Genomic DNA, 13,773 nt, shown 5'->3' on the forward strand with positions numbered 1-13,773 from the left:
GTACCGGAGCGATCGAGCAGGCCCATCCATTCCGCTTCGGCGAGCTTCATCATGCCGGCTTGAGCGGCAAGGCTCGCCTCGTATTTTCCCGGAGCACCTGCACGCCAGAAGCGGATCAACCAGGGCAGAAGCTTCGGCAGATAGGCGGGGGGGATGCTGAGCGGGCCGAGCGGATCCGCCAGCCATTTCGGCAGCTGTCGCATCATGCCCTTGTGCGCCATCGGCAGCACATCGGAAAAGGCAAAAGCGGCGGCGTTGCCGGAGCTCGTCTCCTCGCAGATGCCAGAACGATCGAAGATCGTGACCTTGCGTCCCACGTCGGCCAGAGACGCAGCGGCACAGATACCGATAATGCCACCACCGACGATGGCGATGTCGATTGCAGCATCGCTATTCATGGCTGCGCGTGCCGTTCTGCATGTGCCAATCTCGCCTCATCCGACCCTTCGGGCCACCTTCTCCCCGACGGAGAGAAGAGGCTGACGCCGGTGTTGGCGACCTCTTCTCCCCTCGGGGAGAAGGTGGCCGCGTAGCGGTCGGATGAAGGGGACTGCGGCATTGCGACCCTTAGAACTGCGGCAGCTTCGGCCGAACCGCGAGCGCATCCTTGATGATCTTCTCGACGGCCTTGCGGCGCTCGCCCGACAGCGGCTGGCGCGGCATGCGCACGCGGTCATTTGTGTTGATCGCGAACACTTCGGCAAGCTTGATGTTTTGTACCAGATAGGTCGAGACATCGAGATCGAGCAGCGGCCGGAACCAGCGGTAGATGGCGAGCGCCTCCTCGCGGCGGCCCTGCTTCATCAGCTGGTAGATGGCGACGGTCTCGCGAGGGAACGCGGTGACCAGTCCGGCCACCCAGCCGATGGCGCCAACCGACAGCGCCTCGAAGGCGAGATTGTCGACACCGGTAAACAGGTCGTAGCGGCTGCCCAGGCGATTGATGATCTCGGTCGAGCGACGGATGTCGTCCGAGGATTCCTTGATCGCGACAAAGCGCTTGTCCGACGCCAGCTCCTCCATCTGGTCGACGGTGACGTCGACGCGGTAGGCGAGCCGGTTGGAGTAGATCATGACTGGCAGGTCGCCGGCCTGCGCGACCGCGCGCAGGGCCGCGACCGTCTCTTCCGCATTGGTGTGGTAGATCGGGCTCGGCACCACCATCAGGCCGTTGGCGCCTTCCTTGGCGGCGCGCTTCGCGATGCTGGCGGCCTCGCGAGTGCCGGCCTCGTTGACGGTCAACAGCACCGGCTTCTTGCCGGCAACCTTCTGCGCGGTCTTCAGCACTTCGATCTTCTCGTCGGGCGACAGCATTGGCCCTTCGCCGAGCGATCCGCAGACGATGATGCCGTCGCAGCCGGCCTCCATCTGCAGGTTAAAGCAGCGCTCCATCTCGGCATGATCGAGACGATCATCCGCGGTGAATTTGGTCGTGACGGCGGGGAAAACTCCGGTCCACATGATCATGTCTCCATCTGATATATCAGCCATATATCTGTTAAGAAACCGCCTGTCAATACAGATTCCGTTATGATATATTCAAGATATATCAGGAGAACGCCTTTGATATCCATGGAAGCAAGCACCGCGTCCGAACCGGCCGCCACCAAAGCCTATCATGTGCTCGAGCACATGATCGTCACGCTCGAACTGGCCCCGGCGAGCTTCGTAACCGAGGGCGCCCTGATCGAAAGGCTCGGGCTCGGCCGCACGCCGGTGCGCGAGGCGATCCAACGGCTGGCCTGGGAGGGGCTGCTCGACGTCCGGCCCCGCGCCGGCATCGCGATCGCTCCGCTCCATCCCGGCGACTGGCTGCGCGTGCTCGATGCGCGCCGCGGCGTCGAGGTGGTCCTGGCCCGCTCGGCCGCCCGCTTCGTCACCCGCGAGGCCGCCGACCTGTTTCACGAAGCAGCGCTCGCCATGCAGAAGGCGGTCATCTCGGGCAACGTGCTTGCCTTCATCCAGGCCGACAAGGCACTCGACGAAGCGCTGGCGCTGGCCGCCGACAATCCGTTCGCCGCCCGTTTGGCCGCCCCCTTGCAGACCCACAGCCGGCGCTTCTGGTTCCGCTACAAGGCCGACACCGGCCTTGCCGAATCCGCCGAGCACCATGTCGCGCTGATCCGCTCGATCCTCGACGGCGACGAGGAGGCCGCGGCCAAGGATGCCAAGCGCCTGATGGCGCTTTTGCGCGGCCATGCCGAGGTGGCCGCAACGCGCTGATCGAACGGCTCAGATCCCTTGCGCCGTCGCGGTGACCGCGACGGTATTCTCCCATCCGTCACCGGTCGCGAAGATGCAGCTTCGGCCCTGCACGTCGGTCACCAGCATGGTCCATGTCCCGCTTGCCGAAACATAGACCTCGACAATGGCGGCTTGCCCGACCACACCGTAGCCGATCTGCTTTTGTTGAAAGGCCTGCGCCAATCCCGCGACAAGATCACTGTGGCCGCCGCAGATGAGTTGCGCCTGTGCGGGTAGCGTCGACAGCGCCAGCGTGGCGCCGATCGCGGCTATCCTGATCCATCGAACGAAAACATGTGCGCCATCTGGCACCTCCTTCGCCTTGACGTTCCGGCAAAGGGAGGCACATGGGCAGCCTCAATATGCCGGGACGTTCCAGGCCGGATTCGACGTCTTCATCACGTCACTCCTTCTGGTTTCCGGTCTGTCGTCAGGGAATTCTATCGCATTCCTGGATTCGATATGGTGAGGTCGCGATGTGAAAACAAGCATCCTTGCGGCGCGTTGCGGGGCGCAATCCGCGTCAGGCTTCCGGCTCGCGAAGTGCTGCCCATTTCAGCAAGGCATCGAGAGCCGGACATAGCGCCTGCCCCCAATCGGTCAGGCAATACTCGACCTTCGGCGGCACCTGATGATGAACGATGCGACGGACAATTCCGTCGGCCTCCATCTGCCGCAGCTGCTGGATCAGCATCTTCTGCGAGATCGCCGGGATCGCGCGTTCGAGATCGGAAAAGCGCAGCACCTTGCCGCCGAACAGGTGAAACAGGATCACCAGCTTCCAGCGGCCTTCGAGGATGCGCAGCACATTCTCGACGCCGCTCGCCGCCGACAACGGCGTCAACGCTTCGCCCTTACTTTCGGGTCTAACCTTACTTTCAGGCCCAACCTTACTTTCAAGTAAGTACCTTACCTTTTCGTCGGTTCTTGTCATTTTTTCAGTCTATCTCATTTTAGGAGCCGGACAAGGCCGCGGACCTTCGCGTCAACGGCCAGAACTGGGACCGGAGATGAAATCATGACCGAAGAACTTCCGCAGCCGCTGACCGACTATTTTGTCGCCAAGAACAGGCATGACATCGACGCCATGCTCGCCTCCTTCTCATCGGACGCCACGGTCAGGGATGAAGGCAAAACCCATCATGGTTCGGCTGCCATCCGCAGCTGGATGGAGGAGACGACCAAAAAATACCGGGTGACCGTTGAGGTCGCCGACGCGACGGTCAACGGCGATGCATGGCGGATCGCCGGCATCGTCTCAGGCAATTTTCCCGGCAGCCCGGCGACACTCCACTACGTCTTCACACTGGCCGATGACCAGATCACGCGGCTGGAGATCGACGCGTGACCATCCCTGAGAGACCCACGGTCGACGATCGGCCATCCTACGACGGCACGCACGAAGCGGTGTGACGCCATGCAAAAAGGGCGCGACAAACGTCGCGCCCTTGTCGTCGAAAATTTCTCTCGAGATCAGTTCATCGTCGGGATGACGAATTCCGCACCGTCCTTGATGCCGGACGGCCAGCGCGAGGTCACCGTCTTGGTCTTGGTGTAGAACCGGAACGCGTCCGGGCCGTGCTGGTTGAGATCGCCGAACGAAGACGCCTTCCAGCCGCCGAAGGTGTAATAGGCGATCGGCACCGGGATCGGCACGTTGATGCCGACCATGCCGACCTGGACCCGCGAAGCGAAATCGCGCGCGGCATCGCCATCACGGGTGAAGATGGCGACGCCATTGCCCATCTCGTGGTCGTTGGCGAGCTTGATCGCGCTCTCATAGGTCGGCGCGCGTACCACCGAGAGCACCGGCCCGAAGATCTCTTCCTTGTAGATGCGCATGTCAGCGGTGACGTTGTCGAACAGGCAGCCGCCCATATAGTAGCCGTCTTCATAACCCTGCATGGAGAAGCCGCGGCCGTCGACGACCAGCTTGGCGCCTTCCTTGACGCCGGTATCGACATAACCCTTGACCCGTTCAAGAGCCTGCGCCGTCACCAGCGGGCCGAAATCGGCCGAAGAGTCGGTCGAAGGACCGACCTTCAGGCTCTCGACGCGCGGAATCAACTTTTCCATGAGCCGGTTGGCGGTGTCGTTGCCAACCGGGACGGCGACCGAGATCGCCATGCAGCGCTCGCCGGCCGAGCCGTAGCCGGCGCCGATCAGCGCGTCGACGGTCTGGTCCATGTCGGCATCGGGCATGATGATCATGTGGTTCTTGGCGCCGCCGAAGCACTGCACGCGCTTGCCGGCGGCCGTGCCGCGCGAATAGATGTAATGGGCGATCGGCGTCGAGCCGACAAAGCCGATGGCCTTGATGTCGGGATCGTCGAGGATGGCGTCGACCACGTCCTTGTCGCCGTTGACGACGTTGAGGATGCCCGCCGGCAGCCCGGCTTCGAGGAACAGTTCGGCAATGCGCATCGGCACGCCCGGATCGCGCTCCGACGGCTTGAGGATAAAGGCGTTGCCGCAGGCGATGGCCGGCGCGATCTTCCACAGCGGGATCATCGCCGGGAAGTTGAACGGCGTGATGCCGGCGACGACGCCGAGCGGCTGGCGCATCGAATAGACGTCGATGCCGGGACCGGCGCCGTCGGTGAACTCACCCTTCATCATGTGCGGCGCACCGATGCAGACCTCGACCACTTCAAGGCCGCGCTGGATGTCGCCCTTGGCGTCGGCAATCGTCTTGCCGTGCTCGCGCGCCAGGATGTCGGCCAGTTCGTCATAGTCGCGGGCGACCAGTTCGAGGAATTTCATCAGCACGCGCACGCGGCGCTGCGGGTTCGTTGCCGCCCACTTCGGCTGCGCTGCCTTGGCATTCTCGACAGCCGCGCGCAGTTCCGCCTGCGAAGCCAGCGCCACCGTGCCGCGCACGGAGCCGTCCATCGGCTGCATGACATCCTGCTTGCGGCCGCTGGTCCCGGCGACATGCTTGCCGCCGATGAAATGACCGTAGTCGATCATGATTTCTCTCCCTTTGTTTGTGATGCCGCATTGTCCGCCTTTGGCCGGCGGATGGCAACGCGACGGAGAACGCAACCGTTGTGCGAAAAGTAGATAACGATTGACGGACGGGCATCAATTCCCGCAAATGACGGGATGCAATTGCTGCTACGGATTGAGAGATTGAGTTCCTTCGCCACAGAACGCAGCATCGGCGATTGTCATCCGGACCATTCCCATGAACTGGGATGACGTCCGCATCTTCCTTGCCGTGGCGCGCGCCGGCCAGATCCTGGGCGCAGCCAAGCGGCTGGAGCTCAACCACGCCACCGTCTCGCGCCGCATCGCCGCGCTTGAGGATGCGCTGCGGACGAAGCTGTTTCGCCGGCTGACCACCGGCAGCGAGCTGACGCCGGCGGGCGAGCGCTTTCTCGATATTGCCGAGCGCATGGAGGGCGACATGATCGCCGCGCGCTCGACCGTTGCCGGCGAAGGTGACGATGTCTCCGGCACGGTGCGCATCGGCGCGCCCGACGGTTTTGGTGTCGCCTTCCTGGCCAAGCGCCTGGGCGCGCTGACCGCGCTGCACCGCGAATTGACGATCCAGCTGGTCCCGGTACCGCGCTCCTTCTCGCTGTCGCGCCGCGAGGCCGACATCGCCATCACCGTCGAACGGCCGACGGAGGGCCGGCTGGTGGCTGGCAAGCTGGTCGACTACTCGCTCGGCCTGTTTGCGTCGCGCGACTATGCTGAGGTGCATGGTTTGCCCCAAACCGCCGCCGAGCTTGGCCAGCACACACTCATCGGCTATGTGCCGGACCTCATCGTCAGCCCGTCGCTCGACTATGCGGCGGAATTCAGCGCCGACTGGCGCACCAGCTTCGCCATCTCCTCGGCGCTCGGCCAGGCCGAAGCGGTGCGCTCGGGCGCCGGCATCGGCATCCTGCACACATTCGTCGCCCGCTCGATGCCGGAACTTGTGTCCGTCGACATCGTGGCGCCGATCCGCCGCGCCTACTGGTTGGTCTATCATGAATCGGTCAGGCCGCTGCGCCGCGTCCAGATCGTCGCCAGCTTCATCACCAAGATGGTGGAACGGGAGAGGGGCCTGTTCGTCTGATGCATGTCGCCCAAAAGTGGCCTCGGTTTTGGGAGAACGACATGCATAAAACAAAGACGCTAAAGCGCATCGCATGAATCCGATCAAACGCGATGCGCTTTAGCCGTGCCGCCTTTTCCTTGCCACAAAACCGGCCAGTGTGGCATCAGGCGTGCGGTCGCCGGCCACGGAGCAGGTCGCCGGTTGGGAAATCTTTCAGAAAGCTGGCGCGGATAGATATGCGAGCCGTTCTTGCCATCCTGCCGCTGCTTTTCGTTTCCGCATGCGCCAATCCGTGGATGAAGGTCCCGGAGGCCGAACTGCCCAAACCGATCCGCAACGCCATGGCGCGGCCTTCGCCTTTCGTCTTCGGCAATTATTGCGGCCCCGGCACCCGCACCGGCGATCTGTCGGCCCGGCCGGTCAACCGCCTCGACGCGGCCTGCCAGACGCACGACGCCTGTTACATTGCCCGCCACAACCATTGTGACTGCGACGGCACCCTCGTCGCCTCGGCGAAAGCGATACGCGACGACAAGACAGCGCCGCGCAAGGTGCGCGGCGAGGCCGAACTGCTGATCGCCACCTTCGCCATTCCCGTCTGCAAGGTCTTCCCGCAGGGTTTCATGCCACCGCGCGACCCGGCGCAATTGAGCGTCCTGAAGGCCGGGGCGACCGGGTGAAGGCCCGTGCATCCATCGCCATCGTTCTATTCGGGCTGGCTGTCCTTGCCGGCTGTGCCGACGCTGGCCGCAATGCCTGCGACGTCCTGCAAGGCCAGACGGCCTGCGCGCGACCCTTGCTATCGGCCAGGACGGCCGGGTCGCAAGTCGCCGCCGCGCAGTTCTTCGGCGACGCCGGCACGAGCGACTACGAAAAACGGTTCCTGGCACTGCTCGCCCACCACCAACTCGACGCCATGGACCGCGCGAACGGCACCGGCCCTTTCGGTCACGACCGTTATGAGATCCGCAACAGCGATTTCCAGGCGACCTACCGGACACTGCAACAACTGGCCGGACCGGTTGCCGAAATACATCTGCCGCCGGCCGGCGCCAGCGGCGGCGACGGCCATTTCGACGGACGCTGGCGGATGTCGCGGCAGACGCTCTACATCGATGCGGCAGTGCGGCCTTCGACGCCCAGGATCTTCGATTTCTCCGGCCTGCAGGCGCGCAGCGTCGAGATCATGCTGCGCCAGGCAGGCAAGCAACCGACCGACATCGAGGGCACATGCGACGGCACGCTGGCGATCAGTGCCGGCGGTGGGTCACGCACAATCGCCACGGGAACGGCATTCCATTTTCGCCTGTCCGGCGAGGACGACACGGTCAGCCTGTTCCCGAGTGACGGCCTGAACCGCTGCGTGCTAAGAATCCGCTCCAGCCTTGCCCCTGCCGGCGCACCGCTCACCATCGAGCGCGAAGAGACCGCCGACCCGGCACTTGCCGCTTTCGACAGTCGCTACGAGCGTTGCACGACGCCCGATCCCACAGGCCTCGATCCGCTCAGCCGCGCCTTCTACGCCAGCCGTTGGCTGTCGCAGACCTGCGCCTTGCCGATCGGAAAGCCGCGCCTGCTGCGCAAGTCGCGCGACGGCTTCAACGCCAAGGTCGAGGCGCTGATGGGAGCGCCGCTGTCCGACAGCGCCATCGACAAGGGCGACCCGGAGCTGCCGCTCGACTTTTCCAATGCCCCAAAACTCAAGCTGATCTATTTGTCGTCGCTGGAGTTCAAGGCTGACTTCTCCGGCCGCATCATCGAACGGCTGATCCGTCATCATGCAGCGCTTGGCACCAAGGTGCGCATTCTGGTCACCGACGTGCTGGAGCGCGACAAGGACGACGCCCTGCTGCATCGGCTGGCGGCCGAATTTCCCAATGTCGAATTGCAGGAATATCGCTGGCGGGCGGACCGGGGCGCGCCGATCGACGAGCAGATTTCACAATTGCACAAGGTTCATCATATCAAGATGCTGGCGACGCTTGCCGACGATCCTGGGCGGTCACGCGCCATCATCGGTGGCCGCAACATCCATGACGGCTTCCTGTTCCACCAGCCGATCGATCTGTCGCGTGATCCCGATCTTGAGCAATATGGCAAGACCGACGGGTTCTCGCTGAACTACTATTCGAACTGGAGCGACTTCGACATCGAGTTCGCCGATCCGGCCACGGTCCAGACACTCGCCGCGCATCTTTCGACAGTGTGGCTGCGCGACGCCGACACCAATCTGGCGCGTCCTTTCTCCATTCCAGTCCGGTCCGACGGCGCCCGCCCGTCAGGCACGGCGCGGCACTTCATTTCGGTGCCCTACGAGGATGGCCATGCGCTGGAGGATTATTTCGTCGAACTGGTCGACGCCGCCCAGCACCACATCCAGATCGTCAATCCTTACCTCAACCTGACGCCCAAGCTCGCCCAGGCTGTTGACCGGGCGCTCGCCCGCGGCGTCAGGATCGACATTGTCGGCCGCATTGATCTCAAGGGCGATATCGGCGGCAGGTTCCTCACCGCGCTCAACAAGCTGTTCGTCGAGAAATATGGCGACCGCATCAACATTCGCGAGTTCAAGGCGCCGGATGTCGTGCTGCATTCCAAGATCATGATGATCGACGAAAGGCTGGTGGCCATCTCGTCTGTCAACCTCAACAACCGCAGCTTCTTCCACGACTCGGAGAACGGCATGATGGTGCTCGACCCGGCCTTCTACACCAGCATGAATCCGATCTATGACGACTATCTCGCCCACTCGAACCCGGTCGCCAGCAATGTGACGATCCCGTGGGCCTATCGGCTGCTGTTCGACGAAGACTGGGTCAGGCAAGCATTCTGACCAACGCCTACCGCAGATAGCGCTCCTGCGCGAGGTCGCGGACATCGATGTCCGGCACCCGGCTGGAGATGATGTCGGCCAGCACCTTGCCCGAGCCGCAAGCCATGGTCCAGCCGAGCGTGCCGTGCCCGGTGTTGAGATAGAGATTGGAAAGCTCGGTGCGGCCGATCAGCGGCGGACCATCCGGCGTCATCGGCCGCAGTCCGCACCAGAACGTCGCGTCCCGCATCGCGCCGGCGCCCGGAAAGAGGTCACCCACCGAGTGCTCCAGCGTGCGCCGCCGCGATTCATGCAACCTGAGGTCGAAGCCGGAAATCTCGGCCGTGCCGCCAACCCGGATGCGGTCGCCAAGCCGGGTGATCGCCACCTTGTAGGTCTCGTCCATCACCGTCGACACCGGTGCCGCAGCAGCGTCCTTGATCGGCACGGTGATCGAATAGCCCTTGACCGGATAGACCGGGATCGGCCGCTTCACCCGGCGCATGAACCCTGCCGAATAACTGCCCAGCGCCATCACATAGGCGTCGGCGGCTTTCCAGCCCTTGCTGGTGCTGAGATTGGCGATGCGGTTGCGGCTGCGGATGACACGCCAGATCGTAACGTCGTATTCGAACTTGACACCGCGCGCCACACAGAGCTCTGCCAGCCTGTCGGTGAACATCTTGCAGTCGCCGGTCTCGTCGTGCGGCAGCCTGAGGCCGCCGACGAACTTTTCGCGCACTCCGGCCAGGCCCGGCTCCGCCGCGATGCAGCCGTCCTGATCGAGGATCTCGTAAGGCACGCCATACTTCTTCAGCACCTCGACATCGCCACCGGTGCCGTCGAGCTGCTTTTGCGTGCGAAACAGTTGCAGCGTGCCCTGTGTCCGCTCGTCATAGGCGATGCCGGTCGTTTCACGCAGCGCCTTCAGCGTGTCACGGCTGTATTCGGCGAGCGGCACCATGCGCGCCTTGTTGATCGCATAGCGCTCGGCCGTGCAGTTGCGCAGCATCTTGATCAGCCATGTCCACATATGCGGATCGAAGGCCGGCCGCACCACCAGCGGCCCATGCTTCATCAGCAGCCATTTGATCGCCTTCAGCGGAATGCCGGGGCCGGCCCACGGAGAAGCGTAGCCCGGCGATATCTCGCCGGCATTGGCGAAGCTGGTTTCCAGCGCCGGGCCTTTCTGGCGGTCGAGAACCGTCACCTCGTGGCCGGCCTCGGCAAGAAAGTACGCCGTGGTCACCCCGATAACGCCACCGCCCAGCACCATGATCTTCATCGTTCACTCCTTGCCGCCGCGCGTCCTTCAGGACGCCTTGGCCGCGGCCGCATTTCCGATTTGCGCATGATCCCCGGCGAAAATCGATGCCGATTTTCGAGATCATGCACTGTTGCCCGTTCACGCCGCCGTGGGACCGGGGTCGTCATCCCCCTCTGTCTGCCGCATTCCGGCTCTCTCGCCAAGAGGCCGCCAATCGGCTGCGGCGCTGTAGACGAGGGTGAGCCGATGCGGTCGTCGCACCTCGGCTTGGGATTTCTCCCTGACGGCCCGTCGCGCGGCCTCCGGCTGGTAGAGCACGGCCGCGATCAGGATCGACTCCCGCCTGCCGTCGGCCTGTTCAATCGATGCCGTCTGGCCCTCGGCCATGCCAAGCATGCAGAGCCCCCGCCTGGTCGTGATCGACAGGCTGGAGCCGACCGGCCCGCGCACCTCGTTTTGCACCAGGGTTCGGGTCTCGGCAGGGCCGGCATCGATACGAAACACCACCCTGCTGTTCAGCGTCACGATATCGGGTCCGACCGAATCGATCGGAACGACATCGGCTTTGGAGAGCTTGTGTGCAAGCATAGGAACGATCGGATCCGCGAAAGCCCGCCGACGCTCCAGCATGATCTCGAGGACGGCGAAGTCCTTCGTCGTCAACCAGCATTTCGTACCTGTCATCACCGCCTCCATGATCAGGACCGCTGCTGGACGTAGGCCGGCGTCTCGACGGCTTCGACGATCAACGACAGTTCCCGGCCGCCACGACCGCTCCAGCACACTGTCTCCCCGATCGACGCGCCGATGAGCGCCGTCCCCATCGGCGTCAGCACTGAAATCCTGTTTTCTGTGATGTCGGCATCGCCGGGATAGACCAGTGTGATGCGCTCCCCGCCATCGCCGCGGATTGTCACCGTCGAGCCCATCCGCACCACGTTGGCCGGCATGGAAGCCGCCGCCGTGATGACGGCCCGATCCATCTCCGAAAGCAGCTCTTCGGCTGTCTCGGGCACGCGATCGAGCGACGCCCGCGCCAGGCCCGTCAGCCTGTTGTGGTCGGCATCGCTGACCAGAAGCCGGCTCGGTGGACGCAATCCTGCTGCATGTTGCATGGCAAACCTCATGAGTTGGCGCATCGAACAGATGCGCGCCTGCCGCCGTACTGACGGCGGCTTGATGAAAAGCCGTCAGCCGCGAGGGCTGTCTGGCTTGAGAATGATGATGTCAGGTAGAAATGCCCCGGTTCGGACGGACGCCAAAAGGCGACCGCGCCGGGGCTACGATCCCGCGATCGGGCAGACCCTGAACAAGATTCTGATATGGGCGAGGTTGCTCATACCCGGAGCCTTGCCGACAGGCGTCCGCTTGTCAAGCGCGGCCAAACCGCTCAACCGTAGACATAGCGCCGATGAAAGCGCGGGCCGAGGCTGGTCAGGATCTCGTAGCCGATGGTGCCGGCATGGCCGGCAGCGTCATCGACGCTTTGTGAGGGACCGAGCAGTTCGACGAGATCACCCTCGCGGAGCTTGCCGGACGGCAAGGCGGAGATGTCGAGAATGATCGAATCCATCGACACTCGCCCGAGGAAGGGCAGGCGCGCGCCCTCGAACCAGGCCGCGGACGCCGCGCGTCGGTGCCAGCCATCGGCATAGCCCAGCGAGATCGTCGCAGCAGCGAGCGGGGCCACAGTGTGGAATGTGTGGCCATAGCCGACACCAACGCCGGCCTCCAGCATGCGTGTCTGGACGACCTTGGCCTCTAGCCGTACCACCGGCAGCATCGGGTTCGACCTGGCCGGCGTCGGATTGATGCCATAGAGCGCGGCACCGGGGCGTGCGAGATCGTAGTGAAAGCGTGCCCCAAGAAAGATGCCGGACGAATTGGCGAGCGAGGCCGGCGCCGCCGGCAACATCTTGCGCAGCCCCTCGAATGCCAGTCGCTGCCGCTCATTGGCCGGATGCTCCGGCTCGTCGGCACAGGCCAGATGGCTCATCACGAAACGGATGTCGATGCCGTCGAAGGCATGCGGATCGGTGGCAACGCGCTCCACATCCCGGGGCGCCATGCCGAGCCGCGACATGCCGCTGTCGACCTGGATCGCAGCCGGCAGTTTTCGGCCGGCGCGGCGGCCCGCCGCGCGCCAGGCCGCCAATTGCCCCACGCTGTTGATGACGGCGCAAAGGTCCGCCGCCACGGCGTCTTGCTCGGCGCCAGGCGGAATGCCGTTCAACACGAAAATGGCGGGGCCCGGCCCGATCGAGCGGCGCAAGGCGACCCCTTCGCCCAGCAGCGCGACGAAGAAGATATCGCAGCCTTCGCCCAGCAGCGCCGCCGCGACCTGGCTGGCGCCAACGCCGTAACCATCAGCCTTGAGCACACCAGCGCAGCGAACATTGCCCAACCGCGCTTTCAGCCGCCGGTAGTTTTCACGGATCGCACCGAGATCGATGGTGAGGACGGCCCCAGCCGCCACTTCGCTTGTGGCGGTGACCTCCTCGGGCAGCGACCTTTTGGGGACGTCGTTCATGGCGACCCTTCCAATGCATGTCGCCCAAAAGTGACTTCGGTTTTGGGACAACGACATGCATGCAGACAAAGACTAAAAGCGCGTCGCATGAATCCGTTTCAGCGCGACGCGCTTTTGGTGGCGGATAGAGACATCAATAGGACCGCCGGGCCGGCGCGGCAACCGCGGTTGTTGTATCGCGGCTATTGCACCAGATGCCGGAACGCCGCCACCACGTCCTCATAGACATGGCGCTTGAACGGCACGACCAGGCCGGGCAAATCCTGCATAGGCCGCCATGCCCATTTGTCGAACTCGGCGGTGTGGCCGCCCGGCGGCGGATTGATCTGGATCTCGCCGACATCGCCGTGGAAGCGAAAGGCGAACCATTTCTGCGTCTGGCCGCGATACCGTCCCTTGAAGGCGATGCCGACGAGGTGGTCCGGCAAATCATAGTTGATCCAGTTGGGCGCTTCGGCCAGCAGCGAAACGCCGCGCATGCCGGTCTCTTCATAGAGCTCGCGCTCGGCCGCTTGCAACGGCTCCTCGCCCTTGTCGATACCGCCTTGCGGCATCTGCCAAAGCTGCGTCGTGCCGGCAAATTCGCTGTCCGGTTCGGCAATGCGATGCCCGACCCAGACCAGGCCCTCCGCGTTGAGGATCATCAGCCCGACACAGGGCCGATAAGGCAGCGTTTCGCGATCGACTTTCTTTGTCTTCGCCATCTGTCAATCTTCCAATCTGTTTTCCGATGGCTAGCCTTTTTGCGGGTCAATGGCCACCGCCGAAATCGGCACGATCTCAATGCCGCGCTTCTTGGCCTCGGCCGCCCAGGACGCCACCGTGTCGACGGTCAGGTCGAAAGCAGAGCCGATGCCGACGGCCGTGCC

General features: G+C 63.7%; 16 protein-coding genes. 5 read left to right on the forward strand and 11 right to left on the reverse strand.

What is annotated here, in order from left to right; translation table 11 throughout:
• Both EN993_RS20645 and EN993_RS20650 read right to left on the reverse strand, forming a co-directional pair.
• On the reverse strand, positions 1–398 hold a 398-nt coding region (locus tag EN993_RS20645; protein WP_164757735.1), incomplete at its 3' end, for an FAD-dependent oxidoreductase.
• 169 nt (positions 399–567) lie between these two features.
• Positions 568–1,461, reverse strand: coding sequence for a dihydrodipicolinate synthase family protein (locus EN993_RS20650; RefSeq protein ID WP_109665430.1), 894 nt, complete (start codon positions 1,459–1,461; stop codon positions 568–570).
• A 111-nt stretch (positions 1,462–1,572) separates the two neighbouring features.
• Here EN993_RS20650 and EN993_RS20655 point away from each other — a divergent pair, with 111 nt between their 5' ends.
• The gene (locus tag EN993_RS20655) at positions 1,573–2,223 is read left to right on the forward strand and encodes a GntR family transcriptional regulator (RefSeq protein ID WP_245463064.1); all 651 of its coding nucleotides are present in this window, start codon (positions 1,573–1,575) and stop codon (positions 2,221–2,223) included.
• A 9-nt stretch (positions 2,224–2,232) separates the two neighbouring features.
• Here EN993_RS20655 and EN993_RS20660 read toward each other — a convergent pair whose 3' ends face one another.
• The gene (locus tag EN993_RS20660; RefSeq protein WP_245468924.1) at positions 2,233–2,556 is read right to left on the reverse strand and encodes a hypothetical protein; all 324 of its coding nucleotides are present in this window, start codon (positions 2,554–2,556) and stop codon (positions 2,233–2,235) included.
• Between the two features lie 211 nt (positions 2,557–2,767).
• Positions 2,768–3,088, reverse strand: coding sequence for a winged helix-turn-helix transcriptional regulator (locus EN993_RS20665; RefSeq protein ID WP_057145399.1), 321 nt, complete (start codon positions 3,086–3,088; stop codon positions 2,768–2,770).
• Between the two features lie 174 nt (positions 3,089–3,262).
• Between EN993_RS20665 and EN993_RS20670 the strand changes: the two genes are divergently transcribed.
• The gene (locus tag EN993_RS20670) at positions 3,263–3,592 is read left to right on the forward strand and encodes a nuclear transport factor 2 family protein (RefSeq protein WP_126066760.1); all 330 of its coding nucleotides are present in this window, start codon (positions 3,263–3,265) and stop codon (positions 3,590–3,592) included.
• 125 nt (positions 3,593–3,717) lie between these two features.
• Here EN993_RS20670 and EN993_RS20675 read toward each other — a convergent pair whose 3' ends face one another.
• The gene (locus tag EN993_RS20675; protein WP_023811796.1) at positions 3,718–5,214 is read right to left on the reverse strand and encodes a CoA-acylating methylmalonate-semialdehyde dehydrogenase; all 1,497 of its coding nucleotides are present in this window, start codon (positions 5,212–5,214) and stop codon (positions 3,718–3,720) included.
• Between the two features lie 217 nt (positions 5,215–5,431).
• Here EN993_RS20675 and EN993_RS20680 point away from each other — a divergent pair, with 217 nt between their 5' ends.
• The 3 genes from EN993_RS20680 (at position 5,432) to EN993_RS20695 (ending at position 9,128) form a co-directional block, all read left to right on the forward strand.
• Entirely contained in the window at positions 5,432–6,313 is an 882-nt protein-coding gene (locus tag EN993_RS20680) for a LysR family transcriptional regulator (RefSeq protein ID WP_109664573.1), read from the forward strand.
• A 218-nt stretch (positions 6,314–6,531) separates the two neighbouring features.
• Entirely contained in the window at positions 6,532–6,975 is a 444-nt protein-coding gene (locus EN993_RS20690) for a hypothetical protein (protein WP_126066763.1), read from the forward strand.
• Complete coding sequence (locus EN993_RS20695; protein ID WP_127264666.1) at positions 6,972–9,128, forward strand: phosphatidylserine/phosphatidylglycerophosphate/cardiolipin synthase family protein; 2,157 nt, start codon at positions 6,972–6,974, stop codon at positions 9,126–9,128. The genes EN993_RS20690 and EN993_RS20695 overlap by 4 nt, the downstream gene beginning before the upstream one ends.
• Positions 9,129–9,135: 7 nt before the next feature.
• Here the strand turns inward: EN993_RS20695 and EN993_RS20700 are convergent, their stop codons facing one another.
• From EN993_RS20700 to EN993_RS20730, 6 genes are all read right to left on the reverse strand, one after another.
• Entirely contained in the window at positions 9,136–10,392 is a 1,257-nt protein-coding gene (locus EN993_RS20700; RefSeq protein ID WP_109664561.1) for a D-amino acid dehydrogenase, read from the reverse strand.
• A gap of 120 nt (positions 10,393–10,512) precedes the next feature.
• A complete protein-coding gene (locus tag EN993_RS20705; protein WP_245468925.1) occupies positions 10,513–11,037 on the reverse strand; it encodes a nucleoside-diphosphate kinase in 525 nt (174 codons plus the stop codon).
• 35 nt (positions 11,038–11,072) lie between these two features.
• Complete coding sequence (gene rnk, locus EN993_RS20710; RefSeq protein WP_127264668.1) at positions 11,073–11,489, reverse strand: nucleoside diphosphate kinase regulator; 417 nt, start codon at positions 11,487–11,489, stop codon at positions 11,073–11,075.
• Between the two features lie 275 nt (positions 11,490–11,764).
• A complete protein-coding gene (gene alr, locus EN993_RS20715) occupies positions 11,765–12,904 on the reverse strand; it encodes an alanine racemase (RefSeq protein ID WP_127264669.1) in 1,140 nt (379 codons plus the stop codon).
• A gap of 182 nt (positions 12,905–13,086) precedes the next feature.
• The gene (locus EN993_RS20725; protein WP_127264670.1) at positions 13,087–13,608 is read right to left on the reverse strand and encodes an RNA pyrophosphohydrolase; all 522 of its coding nucleotides are present in this window, start codon (positions 13,606–13,608) and stop codon (positions 13,087–13,089) included.
• 30 nt (positions 13,609–13,638) lie between these two features.
• Positions 13,639–13,773: divergent polysaccharide deacetylase family protein (locus EN993_RS20730; RefSeq protein WP_206532396.1), on the reverse strand; the 135-nt coding region annotated here is incomplete at its 5' end.

This window comes from Mesorhizobium sp. M7D.F.Ca.US.004.01.2.1 (genome assembly GCF_003997785.1).
Lineage (GTDB): Bacteria > Pseudomonadota > Alphaproteobacteria > Rhizobiales > Rhizobiaceae > Mesorhizobium > Mesorhizobium loti.